At 39.1% G+C, this 22875-nt stretch carries 19 protein-coding genes and 1 pseudogene; 5 read left to right on the top strand and 15 right to left on the bottom strand.

From position 1 onward, the window contains the following. Nucleotides 1–45 precede the first annotated feature (45 nt). The 6 genes from PTQ21_RS06265 to PTQ21_RS06240 all read right to left on the bottom strand — a co-directional run bounded on the left by PTQ21_RS06265 (nucleotide 46) and on the right by PTQ21_RS06240 (nucleotide 7631). A complete protein-coding gene (locus PTQ21_RS06265; protein ID WP_274569173.1) occupies nucleotides 46–930 on the bottom strand; it encodes a carbohydrate ABC transporter permease in 885 nt (294 codons plus the stop codon). Between the two features lie 30 nt (nucleotides 931–960). After that, nucleotides 961–1887, bottom strand: a complete 927-nt coding sequence (locus PTQ21_RS06260; protein WP_274569171.1) for an ABC transporter permease — start codon at nucleotides 1885–1887, stop codon at nucleotides 961–963. A gap of 80 nt (nucleotides 1888–1967) precedes the next feature. After that, entirely contained in the window at nucleotides 1968–3773 is a 1806-nt protein-coding gene (locus PTQ21_RS06255; protein ID WP_274569170.1) for an extracellular solute-binding protein, read from the bottom strand. A 105-nt stretch (nucleotides 3774–3878) separates the two neighbouring features. Beyond that, complete coding sequence (locus PTQ21_RS06250) at nucleotides 3879–4733, bottom strand: aldo/keto reductase (protein ID WP_274569169.1); 855 nt, start codon at nucleotides 4731–4733, stop codon at nucleotides 3879–3881. 167 nt (nucleotides 4734–4900) lie between these two features. Beyond that, nucleotides 4901–6151 (bottom strand): macrolide family glycosyltransferase, encoded by a 1251-nt coding sequence (locus tag PTQ21_RS06245; RefSeq protein WP_274569168.1) that lies wholly within the window; start codon nucleotides 6149–6151, stop codon nucleotides 4901–4903. 226 nt (nucleotides 6152–6377) lie between these two features. Then, nucleotides 6378–7631 (bottom strand): mechanosensitive ion channel family protein, encoded by a 1254-nt coding sequence (locus PTQ21_RS06240; RefSeq protein WP_090811508.1) that lies wholly within the window; start codon nucleotides 7629–7631, stop codon nucleotides 6378–6380. A 201-nt stretch (nucleotides 7632–7832) separates the two neighbouring features. On the opposite strand from PTQ21_RS06240, the gene PTQ21_RS06235 reads away from it, so the two are divergent. Further along, a complete protein-coding gene (locus PTQ21_RS06235) occupies nucleotides 7833–8555 on the top strand; it encodes a hypothetical protein (RefSeq protein WP_090811510.1) in 723 nt (240 codons plus the stop codon). A 326-nt stretch (nucleotides 8556–8881) separates the two neighbouring features. Here the strand turns inward: PTQ21_RS06235 and PTQ21_RS06230 are convergent, their stop codons facing one another. After that, complete coding sequence (locus tag PTQ21_RS06230) at nucleotides 8882–9976, bottom strand: carbohydrate kinase (RefSeq protein WP_274569167.1); 1095 nt, start codon at nucleotides 9974–9976, stop codon at nucleotides 8882–8884. Nucleotides 9977–10303: 327 nt separating this feature from the next. Between PTQ21_RS06230 and PTQ21_RS06225 the strand changes: the two genes are divergently transcribed. Both PTQ21_RS06225 and PTQ21_RS06220 read left to right on the top strand, forming a co-directional pair. Continuing rightward, on the top strand, nucleotides 10304–11485 hold the full coding sequence (locus PTQ21_RS06225; RefSeq protein WP_064641207.1) for a NupC/NupG family nucleoside CNT transporter: 1182 nt from the start codon (nucleotides 10304–10306) through the stop codon (nucleotides 11483–11485). A gap of 23 nt (nucleotides 11486–11508) precedes the next feature. Further along, complete coding sequence (locus tag PTQ21_RS06220; protein WP_072735766.1) at nucleotides 11509–12438, top strand: nucleoside hydrolase; 930 nt, start codon at nucleotides 11509–11511, stop codon at nucleotides 12436–12438. 246 nt (nucleotides 12439–12684) lie between these two features. Here the strand turns inward: PTQ21_RS06220 and PTQ21_RS31460 are convergent. The 7 genes and pseudogenes from PTQ21_RS31460 to PTQ21_RS06190 all read right to left on the bottom strand — a co-directional run. After that, nucleotides 12685–12780: pseudogene (locus PTQ21_RS31460) on the bottom strand (IS3 family transposase); the annotation flags it as partial. A 150-nt stretch (nucleotides 12781–12930) separates the two neighbouring features. Further along, nucleotides 12931–13527, bottom strand: a complete 597-nt coding sequence (locus tag PTQ21_RS06215) for an IS3 family transposase (RefSeq protein ID WP_274570453.1) — start codon at nucleotides 13525–13527, stop codon at nucleotides 12931–12933. A 32-nt stretch (nucleotides 13528–13559) separates the two neighbouring features. Next, nucleotides 13560–14249 carry a helix-turn-helix domain-containing protein gene (locus PTQ21_RS06210; RefSeq protein WP_274569164.1) on the bottom strand — a complete coding sequence of 230 codons (690 nt, stop codon included), beginning with the start codon at nucleotides 14247–14249 and terminating at the stop codon, nucleotides 13560–13562. 677 nt (nucleotides 14250–14926) lie between these two features. Then, on the bottom strand, nucleotides 14927–15769 hold the full coding sequence (locus tag PTQ21_RS06205; protein WP_274569163.1) for a hypothetical protein: 843 nt from the start codon (nucleotides 15767–15769) through the stop codon (nucleotides 14927–14929). A gap of 362 nt (nucleotides 15770–16131) precedes the next feature. Beyond that, the gene (locus PTQ21_RS06200; protein WP_274569162.1) at nucleotides 16132–16380 is read right to left on the bottom strand and encodes a hypothetical protein; all 249 of its coding nucleotides are present in this window, start codon (nucleotides 16378–16380) and stop codon (nucleotides 16132–16134) included. A 400-nt stretch (nucleotides 16381–16780) separates the two neighbouring features. Next, nucleotides 16781–17125, bottom strand: a complete 345-nt coding sequence (locus PTQ21_RS06195; protein WP_274569161.1) for a helix-turn-helix domain-containing protein — start codon at nucleotides 17123–17125, stop codon at nucleotides 16781–16783. 48 nt (nucleotides 17126–17173) lie between these two features. Beyond that, complete coding sequence (locus tag PTQ21_RS06190) at nucleotides 17174–18040, bottom strand: hypothetical protein (protein WP_274569159.1); 867 nt, start codon at nucleotides 18038–18040, stop codon at nucleotides 17174–17176. 126 nt (nucleotides 18041–18166) lie between these two features. Here PTQ21_RS06190 and PTQ21_RS06185 point away from each other — a divergent pair, with 126 nt between their 5' ends. Beyond that, nucleotides 18167–20881, top strand: a complete 2715-nt coding sequence (locus PTQ21_RS06185) for a TrlF family AAA-like ATPase (protein ID WP_274569157.1) — start codon at nucleotides 18167–18169, stop codon at nucleotides 20879–20881. 42 nt (nucleotides 20882–20923) lie between these two features. Here the strand turns inward: PTQ21_RS06185 and PTQ21_RS06180 are convergent, their stop codons facing one another. Further along, entirely contained in the window at nucleotides 20924–22108 is a 1185-nt protein-coding gene (locus PTQ21_RS06180; RefSeq protein ID WP_274569156.1) for a DUF262 domain-containing protein, read from the bottom strand. A 259-nt stretch (nucleotides 22109–22367) separates the two neighbouring features. On the opposite strand from PTQ21_RS06180, the gene PTQ21_RS06175 reads away from it, so the two are divergent. After that, nucleotides 22368–22844 carry a hypothetical protein gene (locus tag PTQ21_RS06175; RefSeq protein WP_274569154.1) on the top strand — a complete coding sequence of 159 codons (477 nt, stop codon included), beginning with the start codon at nucleotides 22368–22370 and terminating at the stop codon, nucleotides 22842–22844. Nucleotides 22845–22875 lie beyond the last annotated feature (31 nt).

The raw sequence follows: 22875 nt of genomic DNA, 5'->3' as shown, positions 1-22875 counted from the left end.
CTCCTCCTCACCCTTTGTTATTTGGTATGGCTTGATAAGGCAACTCTATTCTTTGATTGCTCCGATCATAACACCTTTAACAAAGTATTTCTGCAGAAACGGATAGATGAACAATATAGGAAGGGTGGCTACCATAACGGTTGCGTATTTTACACTTTCCCCGATGGCCTCTTTGTCCATAGCGGTCGCTCCTGTCGTCATCGAGTCTGTACTGTTCTGAATCAGAATTTCTCGCAGCACCAGTTGAAGTGGAAACAGGTTCCGGTCCCGAATATACAGGATCGCACTGAACCATGAATTCCAGTGACCGACGCCGTAAAAGAGAATCATCACCGCAATAACGGGCATAGACAATGGTACGACGATCCGCCACAGAATGAGCATCTCTCCTGCCCCGTCTATACGGGCCGACTCTAGTAGACTTTCCGAGATTTCCGCAAAGGAAGTTCGCATAATAATCAGATTATAGCTGCTGATCAGACCGGGTACAATCAGAGCCCAGAGGCTGTTGCCCATATGAAGCGTGTTATTAATCAACAGATAAGACGGTATGATTCCGCCGTTAAAAAACATCGTAAATACAATCGCCAGCATAATCGGATTGCGGAGCATAAAGCTTTTGCGGGACAACGTGTACGCCCCCAGAATAGTAAACAGCAGATTAAGCGCCGTGCCCACCACCACAATGAATATCGTGTTCCTGTATCCGGATAGGATGTTGGGGTTGCTCAGTACCAGCTTGTAGCTCTCCATCGTAATCCCTTTGGGGAAAAGCAGCAGGCCTCTATGGGCCATGAGTTGACCTGAGTCGCTAAGCGATGCATTTAGCACATGCAGCAGTGGATACAAGGTTACGATAATTAGCCCTGTCATCAGAATCGCGTTGGCACCGCCAAACAGACGCTCTCCCATGGACCTTTTCATTCGCAAAGAAACTCCCTCCCTTCACCTCGTTCTTGGCTAGAACAGCTTGGTATTGGATATCGCCTTGGACAGGCGATTGGCACCGATTAGCAGCGTAAAGTTAATGACCGACTGGAAGAGACCCACCGCGGTGGTATAGCTGAACTCGGCACTTTCACTAATCCCTTTGCGGTAGACAAACGTCGAGATCACATCTGCTGTATCATACACATTCGGATTATAGAGCAGAATAATTTTCTCGAACCCAATCTCCATCAGTCCACCAATGCGGAGTATGAGGAGGATCATAATCATCGGAATGATGCCGGGAAGCGTGATATGCCACACCTGGCGAAGCCGACTCGCTCCGTCCACGTTGGCAGCATCGTAGAGCTCAGGGTTAATGCCGCTAAGTGCAGCTAAATAAATGATGCTGGAGAAGCCGAGCTCCTGCCAGATCGATGAGGCGGTATAAATGGTACGGAAATTGGCCGGATCGCTGAGAAGCGCGCTGCTCTGACCGCCAAAATAACCAATGATGGTGTTGAATAGACCATCGCGGGACGAAAAATCAACAATCATGCCGCAGATGACAACAATGGAAATAAAGTGAGGAATGTACGAGATCGTCTGCACCGTACGTTTGAAGATTTCATGTCTGAGCTCGTTAAGCAGAAGAGCAAGAAGAATGGGAGCCGGAAAACCGAACAACAGCTGATAAAAGCTTAGCAAAAGAGTATTCTTCAGAATTCGCCAGAAATAATAGCTCTGAAAGAAATCACGAAAATGCTGCAATCCGACCCAATCACTGCCCCATATGCCCTTGCCCACCGAGTAGTCTTTGAACGCAATGATGACTCCGTACATCGGCAGGTATTTGAAGACGAGAAAATATAAAACGACGGGAAGAGCCATCCAATAGATGGCTTTATTCTTTTTGTAATTGAGCCATAACAAGGAAAGCTTGTTCGACAACTCTTTCATCCCCTTCCTTTTTCATTCCAAAGAGGGCATCCACGGCAGCAAAGTCGTAAAACGGCTACACCACCGTGGACATCTCTTCCTTATCTGGCGTTATAACGGTCCAGGGCAGCTTGCTGAATTTCAATAGCCCGTTTCACGTTAAACTTGTTGATCTGATCCACAAACTTGTCAAAGTTCTCAATCGGCTCAACCCCAATGACAAATTTGACGAACATCTCGTCCCGGTAGGTTCCAATATCACTCATGATCTTGCTGTACTCCGTAGATTCTTCTGTTGTCAGACTGGTTGGAGGAAGGCCCACCTTCAGTGTATTCTCGCTGTATTTGGAGAACAGAACCGCCGCATCCTTCTGCTGTTGGAGCTGATAATATTGCTCGTTGTACCGATCGTCATCCTCCCCCACGAAGGGATAGTTCGCAATAAAATGTTTGGCCATGGCCTGAGCAACCGACAGACCGTCTGGATTTTTCAAAATCTCATCAGTATAGGTCGGGTAACCGTCCTTCATCGTATAGGTGAGGCCCTCCATACCGAAATTTTTCAGCATATGTCCTTCTTCACTGAAGAAATAATCGAGTGCTTTGACCGTTTCCTCCGGATGTTTGTTGCTATTGGTGAGCACAACGCCGCTACTGCTCCACTCCCAGGAACGTCCGGTAAACAGTGGTTCATCACCCTTATTCAGCACTGGATATTGAGTGGCTGTCAGGTTGGCGTTCGGATCGGTTTCCTGCAGAGCGGGCAGGTAGCGGCCTACACCTCCACCGATGAAGGTGAAAAACGCACCAGCTTGACTGCTCAAAATTTTGGCGTCGTATGTTTTCTGATCATTGGTAGCAAAATCGGGATCAATCAATCCCTCCTGATACCAGCGATGGAACATCGTTAGAAATTCCTTATATTCCGGCTCGATTGGTCCATAGACCACCTTGCCATCTTTCATAAACGTATTATTAGTGATGCCGTAAGCCTCCAGATATGTCGGTGCGGCTGGTCCCATCGTGCTCATTTTGGGTGGTGCACCAAACAACAGGGGCGCTGCTACACCTTTTTTCTCCTTGAAGGCCTTGAGTACCGTCTCCCATTCCTCAATCGTTTCCGGTTTCTCCAGCTTCAGCTCATCCAACCAATCCTGACGGATGAACGTACCGCCGAAGGTTTTGTATTCCCCCAGCCGCAGATGCGGTATCGCATAGATATCTCCGTTGTCGGCTTTTAACTGTTTGGCAACCTCGGGATTCTCGTCCAGGATCTTTTTCAAATTGGGAGCGTATTCATCAATAAGATCGTTAAGTCGAATGATGATACCATCATTGAATAGCTTGGCGTAATCTCCATTGACAAACATGGCATCAGGCAGCTGATTCGAGGCAATCATGACATTGAACTGTTCGGTCTCGGCACCCACAGCGGGATGCTGGAATTCGATTTTGGTAATGGTTTTCTTCTCCCATTCCTTAATCGCCGTGATTTCATTCATGCTCTTGAGTGTGATGGAAGCATTGGTATTCATCGACATCCAGATTGAAATGGGGGTAGGTCCATCTCCTCCTGCTTCACCTGCACTTCCGTTGTCTCCTGAACAGCCCCCAAGAGCAGCAATGCTCATCATTAGGCAGATTCCAATTGTCAGTCGTTTTCTCCATGACCTTTTCATCACTTCACGTCCCCCCATTGAATTTGTATCGCGGATAAGCAGCCCTGTCATCTCTCTCCATAAAGTTACCGTTTGTCCGCTATATTGGCTATCCTCCATTCTTGCCGACATATCCAAAATTTGATATTTCCATGCGCGGCGCAGGATTTGCACATGAATGCAAGAGATCAAGATCATATATCCAGATTGAACGGTGAGTAAATAAGTGATGAACGTTTGTAAAAACATACATCAAAAAGCCTCCTAATCTACATCTCTGTAGGTTAGGAGGCTTATTTATTTTATAACCATTCAACTCACCGTAAGGTGAACCGAACTTTTTATAATAAGCATTTAAAATTCTTCGTATTCACTCGGGTCCTGATTCCACAACCGTCCATCTTTACGATTATAAGAAGAAATGACTTCCATCTCCTTCTCGCTCAGCTCGAAATCGAAAATATTGATATTCTCTTGCTGGTGTTGAAGCGAGCCTGCTTTAGGGATAGGAATTGAACCAAGTTGGGTATGCCAGCGCAAAATAACCTGCGTACCCGTTTTGCCATGAGCTTCGGCAATACGAAGGATCTGCTCATCTTTTACGATATCTTGTACAGCATCATTACCACGACCAATCGGACTCCACGATTCGTTAATAATGCCATGCTGGAAATCTTTCTCCCGCTGATCCGCTTGGTCAAAGAATGGATGCAGCTCAATCTGATTCAGACTTGGCGCTATTCCCGTCTCCTTAATCAGGCGTTCATTGTGTTCCGGAAGGAAATTGCTAACTCCGATGGAACGGATATATCCGCGTTTTTTCGCCTCAATGAGTGCCTGCCACGCTTCCACATACATATCCTGCTTGGGATTCGGCCAGTGAATCAGATATAGATCATAATAATCAAGATCGGCTCTGTATAGAGATTCTTGGATGGCTACAATCGCCTTTTCAAAGGCATGGTAACGCCCTGGCAGTTTAGATGAAATGAGCAGGTCTTCTCTGGAAACGGAGCTCTGTTTAATGGCCTTCCCAACAGTCGCCTCGTTCTCATAGTTATACGCTGTATCAATTAGTCGGTAACCTGCATCCATCGCGGACGCTATGGATTTAACACCTTTTTCTCCTTTTAAGCTATAGGTACCAAAGCCAATGGCAGGTACTTTTAAGCCATCATTCAACGTATATTCCGGAATTGTATGATTCATCTGTAAACTCTCCTTTGCGAAAGATATACTAAAACGATATGGAAAAGGTGATATGCCCTCTCCGTTTATTCTACCCCTCCATACGCGGATGAATCAAATATAAGCCACCACCCCGTTAACGGGGTGGTGGCTTTCTCGTCTAATTTTAATAGAGGCAAGTCGCCTCTTTATTCAAGCGAAGAGATGGGCGTGGCCGATAACGACCGCTTGCCCATAAAGTTCTGAATGGCGATAGCAGCCTGCTTGTACCCACCAGCATCGCGTAACGTTTTCCCAATAACCTCAGCATGTTCCTTGTAGGAGGCATTACCGAGCACTTCTAACACCGCGGTTCTCAGTACGTCGGGTGTAAGGTTATTTTTATCCACGATGACACCTGCTCCGAGCTCCTGCACCCGGCCTGCTACACGTGGCTGATCCGAGGTTAACGGGAGCATGACCAACGGTACATTATAATACAAAGCTTCACTTGCACTGTTCATGCCCGCATGTGTCAGAAAAGCATCTACACCCTGCAGCACTTCCAATTGTGGGAGATAGGGTCTGATGATGAAGTTGTCAGGCATAAGATCAGCAATGGGCTCCAAATCAGTATCCTTCCCTGAAGACAATATAAACTGCACAGGCAAATCACGAAAAGCCGTAAAGCACAGCTTATAAAAATCAAGATCCTTATTTAAAATGGTTCCCATCGAAATATAAACCGCCTGTTTATAAACGGCATGCAGAGATTCCTTTGCAAAGGATGGTGCATCCTTGCGGGGGGTAATAGATGGGCCAGTGAACACAAAGCTGTCGTCCAGCTTGTCCCCCATGGGTTGAAAATAACGGCTTGTATAAACAATCTTCAGTTGTCCTGGGTGCCCTGAAAGATCCGCTAGAGAAGGAACAGCCACATTGAACTGAGAAGCTAGTTGCTGGGACATCTCGATGATGCTGTTATATAGCTCCTTAACCTCCTCATCGTCATCCTTCAGTTGATTTTGATTACCTGATCCGAGAGGCTCCACAAAAACAAAAGTTGTGGTTGAGCATACCGCTGGTATACCCAGCTTTTCACCTAAAATTTGTCCTCCCCAGCCTATTATGGAGTCAAAAATTAAATAATCGTAGGTTTCATTTTCGATCAGATTCAGAACATCCGGAATAAACCGCTGAATAATTTTTTTCAAAACCATATATAAAAATTGGTAAGGGTGCTTGATTTCAAATGGCTTCATATCTGGGTTGTTGAGCAGGCTTGCCTCGTTGAAGGAGTACGCTTTAAATTGTGCGCCTAACGCTTCAATCTTCGTCCGATATTTTTCCGTACAACAGTAGACGACTTCATCTCCGTTCTCTATCAGTTCCTTGATTATTCCGAGCGTCGGATTGATATGCCCTTCTGCAGGCATCATTACAACTAATACACGTGCCACGAAATTCACCTCCATTAAATTTTCCAATCTTCAAAGCGGGACATTTTATTTCTAGCTTCAAGATACGATACGTGTAAAATAAAATCTGGAAATCATGCCCATATGAATATATTATTAATTATTTCCAATTTTGTAAATAGTGTATATGTCACTTTTTGAACAAAAAAAGCACCTTTACGGTGCTCTCTCTGTTCATATTCATTTTGGATCAGGTAAATAACAGATCTCAATATCCTCTCGAATATTGGGGGCTTTCTTTTAGTTGCACGATATCATGTCCTGTTGGATTTTGGAAGGCACGAAGGCCAAATGTCGGCGCAACCGCGAAGATGTGGTCAAAAATATCCGCTTGAACCGATTCATACACACCCCAGGTGATATCATTGCTGAATGCATAGATTTCAAGAGGTAGTCCGTTATCTCCAGGCGCCAACTGTCTCACGATCAACGTCATATCCTTATGAATTTTCGGATGATTCCTTAGATATTGATGGATATACTCCCTGAATACACCCACATTCGTAAGCTGTCTACCGTTCACAATGCTGTCCGTATTAATGTGGTGTTCCATGTTGTATTCGTTAATTTCATTTAATTTTGTCGCGATATAATCCGTAAGATAGTGGATCTTCTGAAATTCCCCAATCATTTCCTTGGTGCAGAAGCTTATGCTGCTTGTATCGATATAGACGCTTCGCTTAATCCTTCTACCACCGGATACCTGCATGCCTCTCCAATTTTTGAAAGAATCCGAGATGAGCGCGTAGCTCGGAATCATCGTGATCGTTTTATCGAAATTCATAACCTTCACCGTGTTTAATGTAATATCGATGACGTCGCCGTCTGCATTATATTTGGGCATTTCAATCCAGTCACCGACACGCACCATGTCATTCGATGATAATTGCACGCCTGCCACCAGTCCCAATATGGAGTCCTTGAAGACAAGCATCAGAACGGCAGATAAAGCGCCGAGTCCACTGAGAATAATCAACGGATTCTGACCAATGAGGCTCGAGATGACGATAATGCCTCCAATGATGAAAAGAATGATCTTGGCTACCTGAATGTATCCCTTAATGGGTCTAATCTTAGAGATTTCATAGGAACGATATATGGTATCAAAGGCATTAAGCAGCGCATTTAATACCGTGATGGTTATGACGATCATATAAGTTAAAGCTGCTTTTTCAATCAAAGCTTGATAGGACGGGAAGACATACGCAGAATAATAAATGATAATCGCCGGTACCAGATGCGAGAGGTTGTGGAACACTTTTTTCTCCACAATGATTTTATCCCACGTGTACCGATTGTTGTTGATGATTTGGATAATAATCTTCAGTACGATTTTTTTGGCTATAAAATTGGCCAGTATGGAGACCACAGCTATAAATACCACCATGATCAAATTCGAAAGATATCCAATGGTTTGTTCACTCATGCCAGTTCCGTCTAGTTGATTTTTGATAAAGTCCATTGTATCCTCCTGACGCGGTTTATATTAACTTATTATTATAAATTACATTCTAGTACGAAGTAAAATTTCAAAATAATACAGTAATCGGTTGATGGGTAAAGGGTACTTGCCCCCGCTCATGAGTATCACGTCACACAAATGGGCTAATGTGCATAGACTGGGCTAAATATAAACCAGATCCTTGCATTGGAGATGTGAACATTGAGTAATACAAAAAATAAGGCTAAGACTCAGCAATTTCCCATGAAAAAGCTTTCTCCCGTAAGCATGGTAACAGAACTTCCACCCGTACGCGGTAATTTAAGAACCTCTTCCTCAAATCCAAATAAGGCCATTCATAATGAAAAGGACACAACATCCGCTATCGATGCATGTGTAGACCGTGCTTTTCGTATTCCTATATTTTTGAGTACAACCAACACGGTAAATGGCCCGCAAGAGCAATTTTTGAACCGTCTGATTAGGGAAATTGAAGATGCATTGCTCTTTCCCCGCACATTGCCCGTTAGTGAACAATACCCGGAAAACATTCTAACGAATATACGACGCCTGGTTTTTTCAAGCTATGGTCTGCTCGCGATCAACTTCCGCAGATTTTTTGTTCAAATTCTTGAATCCAATGTAGGGGAGCCACCAACGACCACTCCGTTCTGGGAAGGATCGACCTTTTCTCAAATTGAGCCTGCCATGGCCTTTCAATTTGGCATTCCAATCTTATTAGTGAGGGAGAAAGGAACGGACGTCAGTAATGGAATTTGGGCCGGAGGAATTACACCTCTCAACATATTTGTTGACTGGGATTCCGACAATCAATCGGTAGACGATTTCTTTAACAGTGTTCAATGGAGAGAGGTCTTTGCTTATTGGGCTGCAGAGGTAAGGGGTAACTATTTGCTTCGAACTGAGCCGTTGTTCAATAATTAATATGAATTAAAAGATTCACTGTTATTGACGATGTAATCGTTGCGTAGATTGCACTGCCGCACTCGTTCACCTCATACCTGTGCAAGAGGTCACTTTGGATGCGCCCTTTTTTGACCTTATAGATGCCAGTTTATTTGATGTTGCCTCAACCACACGATTTCACCATCCCCGACAGATTACGGAAAAGCAAAAAAGCGACCTAATACGGTCGCTTTTTTCAAAGTTTGGTGGAGGCATGGGGATCGCCTACATAGTTATGGTTAAAAGCATGGTCCTATTTGACTCGCCATAGACATCGCGCATTTAATGTAGCGACCAAGTAAATGTTATCGTGAATATACCTGTACGACTTCATGTATTTTTTCAGGTTTTAAAGATGTGCAAATCGATTCTTCCGTTTGAAGGGTAAGAACAGCACCGGCAAGTCCCAGCTGGCACGCGTTATGAAGCGATTCATTGTTCATGATTCCATATATGGCACAAGAAGAAAACGCGTCACCAACCCCTGTGGTATCCACAATATCCGTCTGGATAGCAGGTAAATGTCCAGATTCCTCCGAGGAAGAATAATACGCCCCCTGATCGCCAAGCGTAATCATTACTTGTTTAACGCCACGTTCTCTAATTTTTTCACACGCGATCTGGCAATCCTCAATTGAGTCAATTCTCATGTCGGCAAGCACCTCTGCTTCAACTCGGTTGGGGAGCAACAGTTCTACTCCGTCGAGACGAAATGGAAGTTTTTGCGCCTTGGCTGCAGATGTAGGATCTATGTACAAAGGAATATGTTCATCGGCACAACGTTTAATGATATAGCTGATACATTCCTTAGGAATATTCGTATCCATAAAAACGGCTTGCGAGGAAACGATGTAGGACCACTTCTCCTCAAACATGGACGTCGTCATTTTTTCATATATTTGCATATCATCCATCGAGACCACGCTCTCACCGGTTGGATCCAGAAGAGTGATGAAAATCCCAGTCCGCTCAGTTGGCAACACCCAAACTTGACTAACATCAACACCTTGGCTCTTTATTTCATTTAGGATCCAGTCGCCTTCTTTATCGTCTCCAACACAAGTCATAATGGAAGTATTACAATTGAGCCGGCTTAAATTTTCAGCAACGTTGCGTGCTGCGCCGCCGCAGGATTCATTGATTTTTACCGGATTGGATGAAGAATAACTGATCATCTGATTGGATCGCGCTTTCTTGTCTATGTTGGCCCCTCCAATACAAACAACCGACGAGTCTTCCCGTAAAATATAAGCCCGTCCCTTGATTTCACCGCGTCTGGTCAAGCTGGCAATATAATTGGCAACCGTCGGACGGGATAAACCAACCTTAGCGGATAACTCTTGTTGAGATATATAAGGATTCATTTTTATATAGTCTAAAATTTGTTTTTCTTTATCCACGAAGTAACCTCATTTCTTCTTATATTCCTCAATACAACCGCGTGTTTGTCTGTCGTATTCATTATACAACTAAAATTACCTTCAAATGAATTCATGCAGTCGTGCCATGCGAAATTTAGCCATTTGTTATGGATTGTTATGGATCTCTAGCATCATGATTTAATTTTGTGTATTGACACAATAAAATGAGAGCGTATACTAAACATATGTTTTATATATAAACATTTGTTTATAACTATTAGGAGGTGTACATTGGCTGTTAATTATCTTGTGGACAGACAAGTCAATCTTGCATGAGACATTGGCATTAACATGGAGGAGATATACATGAATTTTGTTTTCTTACTAACTGGCCTTCTTCTTGTTTTTATTATTGGTTTTGCAGTAAGCAACAATCGCAAAAAAATAAAATACAACCGTGTTCTGATCATGTTGGTCATACAGATCCTTTTGGTTTACTCTATGATGAACACGAGTATAGGGATCATTGCGATTACAAAAGTGGGCTTGTTGTTTGAAAAGCTGATGGGGATTGCCAATGCGGGAATACAGTTTGTATTTGGCGGCTTGGCGAATGAAGGTCAAGTCCCGTTTTTCCTTGGCGTGTTAATGCCTCTTGTGTTCATGTCTGTATTGATTGGAATTCTGAATTATATCAAAGTATTGCCTTTCCTCATTAAATATTTAGGTCTGTTTCTAAGCAAAATAACGGGAATGGGCAGACTTGAAAGTTATTTTGCCATATCTACATCTGCACTTGGACAACCGGAAGTATTTTTAACCATTCTCAAACAAATCCCTCATCTGTCCAAAGAAAGATTATATACGATTTGTACATCTGCAATGAGTGCAATAAGCATGGCGATGGTTGGAGCATACGCCAATATGCTGGAGCCCAAGTTTGTTGTAACGGCTGTTGTATTGAATATTTTCAGCGCTCTTATCGTTGCCAATATAATTAATCCATATGATCTGGATGAGGATGAGGACTTAGTTGAAATTGAGGAAAAAGAACGGCTACCATTCTTCCGAATGGTTGGGGAAAGCGTAATCGATGGTTTTAAAATCGCCATTATTGTTGGTGCCATGCTGCTCGGATTTATCTCCCTGATGGAGCTGGTCAATGTGATTTTCCAAAGCGCATTACACGTTTCATTCGTTACGGTAATTGGTTATATTTTTGCGCCAATCGCCTTCTTAATGGGAGTTCCGTGGACAGAAGCTGTACAAGCAGGCGGAATTATGGCTACCAAACTGATTACGAATGAATTTGTTGCTATGTTGAGCTTTGGTGATATGTCGAACCAATTCTCCTCGAAAACGGTCGCTATTATATCTGTTTATTTAGTTAGTTTCGCAAATTTCGGAACGCTAGGCATCATCTCCGGATCAATCAAATCGATCAGCGACAAGCAAGGAGACCATGTTGCGAAGTTTGCTCTTAAATTGCTGTTAGGTTCAACATTAGCATCTGTTATTTCAGGCACAATGATGGGACTTGTCATGTAAATAAAACGTAGAGGTGAAATATAATGACAACAAGAAAAGTGATTATGGATTGTGATCCAGGACATGATGACGCCATTGCGATTATTTTAGCTGCTGCACAACCGGAATTGGAGATTCTAGCGATTACAACAGTTTCCGGAAATGCAGAAATTGAAAAAACGACTCAAAATGCTTTACAAATTTGTGATTTGATTTCGTTAAATGATGTTGTGGTTTCAAAAGGTGCCAGTGAGCCTTTGGTCCGATTACGTGAAAATGCTCCTGGCATTCATGGGGAGTCAGGCTTGGATGGTCCTAAGTTTCCTGAACCTTCCCGCAGCTGGAGCGAAGAACATGGCGTTGATACCATTATTAGACTTGTAAAAGAGTCGACAGAGCCAGTTACCCTTCTTCCAACAGGACCGTTAACCAATATTGCGTTAGCATTAACAAAAGCACCGGAAATAAAAAGCAATATTGATGAAATTGTACTCATGGGCGGCGGAACTATCGGCAACTGGACACCAACTGCTGAGTTTAATATTTGGGCTGATCCAGAAGCCGCAAAAAAAGTTTTTGATAGCGGTATTCCAACCGTAGTAATGGGACTGGATATTACACATCAAGCCTTGGCGACCAAAGAAGTCATCGACGAAGTAAATAAAATCGATAACCATGTCGCTAAAATAGTGGGCGAACTACTAGTATTTTTTGCATCGACCTATAAAGAAATGTTCGATTTTGATGGGGCACCGGTACACGATGTCTTAACTGTGGCCTATTGTGTGGCACCAGAATTGTTCAAGACTAAAGATGTGAATATTGTCGTGGAAACGAAAGGTGAGTATACCGCGGGAACAACCCTAGTTGATCTGCACGGGGTTACTGGTAGAAAAGTTAATGCTAAGTTTGGTTTAGAACTTGATGTAGACGGTTTTTGGAAACTAATGATTGACGCACTTAAAAAATACTAGAATCTAGTGATAGCACCTTTGGTTTGCTTCGTGCATGTTGATTTACTTTTTTTAAAATTTCCTGGAGCTGTTTTCGATCTCCAAACGTCTTGACCACCTCCATTTTTATTATCGTTAAGGTTGTTATATTAAAACTGAAAAGCCACCATCCAGATCTGAAATGCACCCCATCAAGTAGACAGTTAAAAAACAAAAAAATGGTTCGTTTAGATACCTTAGCTCGAATGACGTGCTGAGGTATCTTTGTTATGCTGCTTTTCGGTATTCGTTCGGAGACAGACCGTTCAAACACTCCGTGTAACGGTAGTTGTTGTTGTAGCGCATATATCGGTGAACCGCACGGTGAACATCATCATAGGTGTCATACTTTGTAAGATAGTAACTTTCTGACTTATATGTACCTCAAAATCGTTCGATTGGCTGATTGTCCAAACAGCGACTTACACGAGACATGCTCTTTGTGAATCCATACTTCAACTGGAGCCCGTTATACTAATGAGACGTGTACTGAAATCCTCTGTCGCTCTGGATCATCGGGGACACGCCTGGATTCTTGACGTACGCTTTTTTCAGCGTATCCATCACGAGCTTATTGTTATTGGAATGACTGAGTACCCATGAAACAATAGAGTTATCGTATACATCAATAATGGCACTTAAATAAGCTTTACGTCTATTTCCATACTTCAGTTCTGTCACATCGGTAGACCATTTAACATTCGGAGCAGGGGCATGGAAGTTGCGGTTCATTTTATTTTCAGCCACATGGATGGCTGTAGCACTCACGTAATGTGGCCGTTTTTTACGAATGACTGCTTTTAGCCCCAGAACGCGCATAATTCGGTAATAGCGCTTTTTGTTGTACTTCTGGCTCAACTTTCGATTTAGTTGGATGCGCATTTGACGATAGCCCAAAATTCCATCTCGCTTGTCATAACGACGCTTCACTTCTTTAGCCAACTTATATATTTCACGTTCTCTGGCAGAAGGTGTCCACTTTAACCATCGGTAGTAGGCAGATCGTGCAATTCCAGCCAGTGCACATAACGCCGCAATAGCGTATCCTTTTTCACGGTGTAGCTCTTGTATCGATTGATACCGTTCTACATGTCGAACCAGGGTTAACGTGGTTTTCGTCGCTCGATCTCTGCCAACTTTTTTGCAAAGGCATTCTCCATCTCCAGATATTCATTCCGGGCTTCCAGTTCCTTGATGCGTAGCTTCAGTTGTTCCTGCTCGTTCAGTTTTTCTACAGGCTTTTTATACCCCCGATGATCTCGGAGGGCCTCTTCTTGACCCGTTTTGTATTTCCGAACCCATGCATATACTTGCGAATAAGACACGTCATACTTCTGGGCCACTTTCTGATAGTCCAGTTCATGTGTGAGGGTATATTTTACAATTTCGATTCGTTCCTCGAATGTGGTTTTGCGTCCTTTTTTCATGTGAGATCGTCCTTTATCTTGAAGGTTGTTTTTCCATACGATCTCTTGAGTATATTTGGAAATCCATTTCGATAAAACGCTTCGACTTGAAATACGATAGGTTTGGATGGCCTTTTCTATGGAGCAACGCCCGGACAATACATCTTGGACCGCAGCTTGTTTTAGTTCGTTGGAGTACGCATTCCAGGTTCTTGATTCCACTAATCTGCGTAAGCCCTCTTCTTTATATTTCCAAATCCACTTCCTAACCGTATATGCACTACATCCTAATTGCTTGGCTTCCTGGTTCGGACTGGACTTAAACGCAATGCACTGCTTGACCGCACGTAGTTTCCCTTCAAGGGACACCCGACTTCGTTTAGACATTAGAAAAACTCCCATCATATCGACGCAGAAAGTTTTGTTTTTTCTACTGTCTACTATGATGGGAGCATATCAGATCACTGGATGGTGGCTTTTACTTACTCTAATGGAGGCGAGGGGAGTTCAACCCCATTTGGTAATTAATTTTTCATCCGACAGCAACAATAATTATTTACCTTTCTCGGATCTCACGTGCCAAAGAAGAAAACCAACATTTGTGACTACTGGGGAAGATTTTTTCAAATAACAAAAGAGACCGATCCATTAATCCGGTCTCTTCTTAATATTTTTTATAATTAAAATAGATACATATATAACTAAAATCACAAACGTAACCAGCATAATTATCGGTCTAAATATATTTACTGAATCTATCGCGTTTATGCAAATAATAGCAGTAATTAGTAATGCAATGTTCTGTATATGGTGTTTTGTTGCTTCTTTTTTTATCAAGCGGTAGCTCACTAATATCACAATGTAAATATATAAACCTAAGCCTACAAATACTGTCCAGTTTATAAGATCACCCCTTGTAATATTTGTGCTATATTCATAACATTAACTCCATAAACAAAATAAAAGGAACCTCATTACCAAAATAAAATGGAATAGTAGGTTCCTTTAATTTGTAAAAAAAGTATAAAGCAAATCTAATGATCCTGAGTTTTTACGTATATTAGTTACATATGCGAGACAGCATAATAGGCATCTCCAACATCATCTTGAAGATCACTAAAAGTATTATAAAGATCTATTGCAATAAATGCAAGCGCGCCTCCAAGAGGTATAGCTGCAATTACTGTACTCAGAGAGAAGAATGTCATAGTAGCTTCGAACGCAAATGCTGCCGCCTTTACATAAGTGTCACGATAATTAGTTTCAACGGAATCCATTGCTGCTTTAGCATCATAGAAATTACTATTAGTCTTCGGAATATTGGTTCTGGAAGCATTGCTTCCAGTAGGACCAACATATACCCCACCATCAAATTTAAAAGATACACCACTATATGTACCAAAAGTGTATCTAGTTCTATCACTGTTGCTATAATAATGCGAAATTGTAGGAGCACCACCGGCATCGGAAGAGCTTATTGAGAATGAAGGAGTACCACTCGCATCGGAGGAGCCTATTAAGAATGTAGGGATGTCATTCTCTGTGATCACTTCACCATTTACTTCAAGTTCATTTTCTTCATTAACAGAAAAGGTTGTAATTTCGGTTGAATCTGCGAATTTTTCTGTATATGCAGGAATAGCTGCATATTCTTTTGCTAGTTCGTAATCCTTAGTCACAGTAGAGATATAAGAAGGTTCACCGTTTTTGTCAGTTATTTGTTCTATAGTTGTGGTTTTATTCAAACTACCAAGGAATTCACCATCAACAGTATACAAATCTTTGCTGATAGAAGTAGTTTGTTTAGTTGGAACATTAGCATTTTTTTCTGGCGAAGCATAGGCAGCAGTACCTCCAGAAATAATAAGTGCCGAAACTAGTAAAGAAGACAACATTTTTTTAAACATAGAAAAATCCTCCTTTAAAGTATGTAATTTCTTATCTATTATATATTGCCATATACAGGAAAACAACAAAAATTTTGTTGTTGTTTTCAATAAAATTGAAATTCAAGGAGGTTAAAACAGTTTCAATTAAAAATAATCATTTCGTATCAATAAAAAGAGGCCCCGGTCATAAAGACCAGGACACTCTTTTTTTATATGCTCACAGAAATAATTTCTTCTATTCTGGTGAAGCTGTAATCCTCTTCAACACAAATGGGGCATCCTTCAAATGCTCACCGTCTGATTCTTTTTTTCTAGATTTCAATCCACTCGCTCAATTGATGGGAAATTTCTTAACTAATGCAATTTCAGAAGGAGCTAAATTACTCACCTGCTCGCAGAAAGGACAATATCCAAAAAAAATTTTCATCCCACATAAAAAAACCAAGTAAATGTTGAAAATGTTCGGAGTATCTTGTCTCATAGACTTCTAGATAATCTTCTTCTTCATTTGATTGATAATTCTTAGTTGTTCTTAATGTATACGATTCAATATTTACGTGTAATTTTTGATACATACCTAACTTGAAAAGAAACTCACTAAAAAGATATTCTCCAAATTTTTTCTTCATTTTACTCCCTAAAAATTTGGTTAAGCCTTCATGTATTAGAAAAAAATTATGTAAGTTATAAAAAAGAATCAGATTGCTGATGTTCCAGCTACCTGATTCTTTTTCACTTGGAGTTACCTAAACGCCTTCAACATAGTACTTACTCGTTAAGTACCATCTTGGAGGCGAGGGGAGTCGAACTGTTGTCCCCAACTATTTAGTTGATGTTAATTGATATTGGGTTATAATTGAACGCCTTATTTTATAAGGATTTTACGGTGTTGATTTGTTAATTGGTTTTTAATGATTTTAACTCACCTTAGAGTGATATATCCAGAACGGCTACATCTTGGCTACAAAAAACCGAGGGGATTCCGAAGCAAAACACGATTAAATTTATCTGGTTACCATTCCTTTTCACTTACTTTAAATACATCGAAAAAATATCTAATACATTGTCTAAGCCATCAAATAACTCTTGAGCAACCAAACTTCTCTGAGAATAAATTTTAGGAACTAAAGCTATTTGGTCATTTTGATTTATTAGAAAGTAGTCATTTGGCAAATCAAAGGTCTGAATGATTTTTTTGATATATGAATTGTAGACAGATGGATTAGTTATTTCACCATTCAAAATGCAATCAATATTGGGGCGAGATAAACCTGTTAATTTAGATAAGGACAGTTTCGAATATCCTCTTAAACGTAAAAACGCAATCAAATTTTGTGTAGTGATTTCTTGATATCTATAAAATTCACCCCTCATTTTGTAACACTCCTCTTGTCCTTTCCTTGCATCAATAATAAAACCACTTTACTTTGTATTTTTCCGTACACTCCCTAATTCCTCTTGTAGCGAACGCTTCATACTTTTAAGAAGTTTTTTCATTCTCTTATTTCTATACGCAAATGTTTCATTCATATCAGATTGATAAATAGAAATTAAGTAATCCATGACTTTAGATTGGATACCACATGAGTCAACAACCAACTTATAGCATCTTTTTTCTGTTCTCGCATCGGGGAAATCCTCCCCTTCTACTGTCACGACAAGCTCAAATATTTTAGTGACAACAAAGACTACAAATAAGCGAATTAGCAATGGATTGTTATTCTTATCAATAGTGAAGGTGTTGTTTTCGGTATAACAATCAATTGTCCCAAAATTGCAATGACTATAACGAGAAAGAATCTCATAAAAGGGCGTGTAGTAAACTTTATCAAGTCCTGTCTTAAATGCACTTGGATTTTCCTGCTTTCCTACTTCTTCTTTCGCTCTATTCATAATCCTACCATCTGGTTCTACATTGTAGTATGCAAGTGCTACATTAACAGGATTAAAAATGAATGAATCAATATTCTCTGTTTCCTGAGCGTATCTGCAACTTAGGAAATTTTCAAATATACTACGTACCAACATGTAAACATCTTCATTTTGGTTGAGTTTAAGCAAGTTTCTAATACTAATAAGTGTCTTTGTGCTTTTCGTAAATGCAAAGTATTCAAAATCGTATACGAGTTTTGATGATTTATAATCATAAGCGACTAAATCCATTGTTCCATAAAGAAATGCCGCATATTCGGTAAATTTTTTTGACTCAAAGATAAAACTATTAATTAACTTATCCAATTGCTTAATATTCGCGTGTTCAATATCAAGCTCTGATGAAGACACTGACATAATAGTCCCCCCTTTTACTCATATTTTAGCGAAACTCATTATGGAATAGCTACCCTTTTTAAAAGGAATCCTCATTAATTTGTCAAATATAATATAACAATGTTGTCGATATAGGAGGAAATACACTTGTCAATTAAATATTCAAAAGGATCTGAATGGAGAAAGTGGGACTTGCATACCCATACACCATTGGATGTCGAGTGGTTAGATGACGTATCTCTGGATACAAATGAGGATAAAAGGAAATTCGCAAAAGAGTACATTGATTTTGCAGTTCAACAAGAGTTATCAGTTATAGCTATTACAGATCATAATTTTTGTGACACTCTTTCTCAATTATTAATTCCTTTTATACAAGAAGAAGCAAAAAAGCATGATATAAAAATACTACCTGGATTTGAAATCACCGCAAATGAGGGTAGCGGGGTTCATTTTCTAATTATATTTCCAGAAAACACGGAATTGTCTACTATAAAAAGTATTGTAGATCAACTTTTCAATCCAGGTGTTCAAAAGATATCAGCAAATTTAGTACCACATTCTAATAAATCAATTGATGAAATCAAAAGAATTATTGACTCTTCGGGTTTAGATTCTGTAATAATATTTGCTCATGCCGATCGAGATAAAGGTGCACTACATAGTGACACAATTCGAGGTCAATATAGAATAGATTTATGGAAAAAGCCCTACATAAATTTATGTCAATTATCAAAATCAACAGATGAATTTACCAATAATTTTTATGCATCTGTTATAAACCGAACAGATCCCAATTTCATTAGAGATATGACATACATTACCGCTTCTGATTGTAGAAGTATTAATAATACTCAATCAGTTCCAGGCAGGACTTACTTAGGGGAAAAGTCCGTATGGATAAAAGCTGATCCAACTTTAGACGGGTTAAAACAGACAATCTATGAACCTGAAAGAGTACGAATTCAAAAGAATAGTCCAGAGCATGATTTTAATAAAGCATTTTTCTCTAAAATAACTATTAAAGAACAGACCAGTATTTTCCCTGGAAAATCCGTCAATTTTAACAAAACAGAATTACTTTTGAATCCCAATCTTGTAACAATAATTGGGGGGAGAGGTACAGGTAAGAGTTTGATTCTTGATGCCTTAGGAAAAACGTTCGGAAACAATAGCAAAAGGGGCATTACTATTGATATAGAAAAAGAGTTTACTGTAACCTATACACTTGAGGATAATTCCACAAAGAATTTTTGCATAAATGAAGAAAACAATTTGGATTATCTACACGTACATCAAGGTGAAGTAAAGGAAATTGTAGAAGATCCTTATCTGCTTGATAGCGAGATTAAAAACATGCTCGGTTTTATAGAATTCTCTGAAAACACAGCTTTTGAATCTGAAATAATTAGCTTGAATAAGCGGATTATTCAATTTAGAGAATGGTTTAAAGAGTTAGGTAAAGATGGTGAATTAATAAATGATAAAAGATTTAACGAGAATCAGAAAAAAAAGTATGAAGAGCTTCTTAGTAACATTACAATTGAAAGAAATAAAGAACTAATAGAAAGGTATTCATCCAATAACGGAGAAATCGCATCCAGGAATATTGATATCCAAGAGCTGTCTAAAATTCGAACTAATGCCCAAAATTTTATTTTAGAGATTAATAGTCAAATAAATTTTGTAAATCAAGGTCAGTTTACTGAGAAACTATCATTAGTAAACTTAGACCCTTGGTTATCACAGGTTGAGGATACAATTAAACAACATAAGTTAAAACTACAAATTAAACAGCAAGATAATGAAGCAATTAGGAAACAATTTTTGGAAATTGGAATCAAAGAAGATATTTCAACTTTACTTCAAAAGGTTGAAGAGTATCAAAAATTAATAGAAAAGTACAAAAAGAAAATCGATGAAATCACTGATCGTGAAAGGCAATACCCTGAACTAATTAATAAACGCTCTAAATTAGTAAGTAAAATTAAAGATAACCTGTTAAGTCAAGTAGAGAAAATAAATTATAACTGGGAGCAAATTAAAATTGGAAAAGATAGTTGGGATCAGCAACAAAGGGACTTAATTAATTTACTCCTTAAGGATATAGAAATAGTAGCCGAGGTTCATTTCGACTTAGAATCATTTTATGATAATGTATGCTCCAATTTAAGCAAAACAAGATTTAAGACAACAAAGGACGAAACATCAATCGAACGAATTCATAAGTGCTTTAACGTAAAGTCATTTGAAGATTATTTGAACTTAATTTCTAACGAAGCTATTATTGACATTGGACACGCAAATAACATTACTTTGGAGGATTTTGTCTCAGATAGTGGATATTTTATAAAGAACGGCGAGAATGAATTTCTGCGAACACTTTTTGAGGAACAATACAGAAATAAATATATTAAAGCTATCACTAAAATTAAATATAAGGAAAAAGAACCCAATGAACTCTCTATTGGGCAGCGAGGCACGCTTTATGTTTGCCTTAAACTTGCAACCAATCCCTTCTCAACCCCATTTGTTTTTGATCAGCCAGAAGATGATCTGGATAACCAATTTATTGTAAAAGAACTTATACCCATATTTAGAACTCTCAAGGAATACAGGCAGATCATTATAGCTACTCATAATGCCAATCTTGTTGTAAACGCTGATGCTGAGCAGGTTATAGTCGCAAGTAATGATGGTGAAATCCTATCCTATGTTAGCGGATCATTAGAGAATACTTTCAAAAATGATTCCATAACCAAAACTCTGTTAAAACAAGGGATCAGAGAACATGTCTGTGATATCCTTGAAGGTGGAGAATTAGCATTTGGAAAAAGAGAAAGGAAATATGGATTGAAATAAAATAATGGGTCCCTGTAACTGATGTTGCTGGGACCCGTTCTCTTATTGATAAACTTGCTCTATGCATTTTTTCATCTCATTGTAACAAGCATATTGGACCTTATAGCTCGTCGAAGAGACCCCTCCAAATTCACCAAAACCAACTTTTAACATACCCCTTTTAATCGCCTCATATATAATCTTATACTCGTATATATCCATTTCATCTTTCAACCATCCTATCTCCAATAAATACTTATACATTAGTGTGAGGGGGATTAAAAAACTTATAAGAAATACATGGCTACCTTGTTGTGACTTTTTATTGATGAACTCTTTAGAAATGACCTGATTGATATTTTCTACCTCTGCGATCATTGTATAAAAGTTTACAAATCCATATACAAGCTTCTTAGTATTATCCTGTGCTTTCAACAACTCTACTTCGTCTAAACCAACCATCATTTTCATAAATTTACTCACATAAATAGGCGTATCATTTTTGCCTTCTATTAATCCAAAAGTAAAATAAGCTAAAAATGCATAGACACTGTAGTTCAAAGTCTTGTCTTTCCGTCTCTTTCCTGTGTCATTAAACATTTTTCTAAATCCCTTATTTTGAATAAGCTCTTTTACAAGTTCAGTTTTAAACCAAGTTGCATAATCAGATCGGAAAAGAACTTCAAGAAGCTCTTGTTTCCTTAAAGGATTTGTCTCTTGATTAAATCTTAAAAATACCTCGTACTCCAGCTCTGGATTCTGAGAAGTATCTATACTACTAATATCAATTTGCGAATCATAGAGTAACATATTTCTAAATATAACAGGCAGTTTTTCAAAACTCTTCCCATTAAGTTCTCTTAAAATTTTCAATCCAGTCAACTTGTATTTTCCTTCTATAAATCGTTGAATTGCTTCTAAGCGATGTCGTCCATCAATGACATTGAAAAAGACTACTTCCTTCAAAGTGTTTTGAGATAAATAAATTGTTGGTATAGGGATGTTTAAGAGAATTGATTCAATAATTGATGATTCTTTTCTTGTCGTAAATTTATAATGTCTTTGATAATCGGGGAGTAAAACGATCCCCCCTGATTTGCCCTCATCTCCTTTCCTCAACTTATCCATTAAACTATCAATCTTTATACTGTCTTTTTTTACATTGCATCTCCACAAATTTAGAAGTTGAAATAATTCAGTCGTCATTACATCCTTGCGTTGATCTCTATTCTTGGATGACACGGACATAATAATTCCTCATTTCAAAATATAATAATGACTTAGTGGATACCATCATAGCTCAATATGTCAATTATTAAAAGTTGTAAGATATGACAATATTTTATAGTCAATAAAAATGCCCTTATCTCCTATATGCAATCTAACAACTCCTCTATAGTTGATTGTAATCTAAACGTATTTAATTACTCCTGGTCTATTCAAACGAATATTTGTGGCTCAACAAATCTATAATCATAAAAATGCTAAAGTAAAGGAGTTGTAATAATTGAACAAAGACAAATTTTTCATCATGCCACCCGAAGTGAGGGTTACAGAAATCAACGAAATGTTGCTGAGCATGACATTAAAAAAAGTAAGCGAGACATTAGACATTCCTTATAGCACATTTCTTAAAGAAATGACTGCTGGTGATTATGTCTATATTCAACGTGAGAATCGCTATTTCAAATTTGTAAGAGAGAATGATTACACACCGCAGACCTTATTTTATGAGGATTTCGCTGAAGAACTATATTTCATCCGTGAGAATTTGACTCATTTCAAATCAATGATCGTAACCGAACCTGAATTGAAAATTAGCAAGAAAATTCACAACAAAGATGCTATTTTCTCTAACAAAAGCATTAAAATGAATGAAGAGATTTATGCGAATTTTTCATCACATTGTCAGGATAAATTTCCTCAGTTTCGTCTACAAGATCTAATTGCCCAATCACTCTTAGACTTTATTGAGAAATACTAATCCACACAAAAAAGTAGCCTTCATCCAAGAA

Source organism: Paenibacillus marchantiae (assembly GCF_028771845.1).
GTDB classification, from domain to species: domain Bacteria; phylum Bacillota; class Bacilli; order Paenibacillales; family Paenibacillaceae; genus Paenibacillus; species Paenibacillus marchantiae.
Note: the sequence above shows the minus strand (reverse complement) of the source record. Positions and strands in the feature narration are given on the sequence as shown.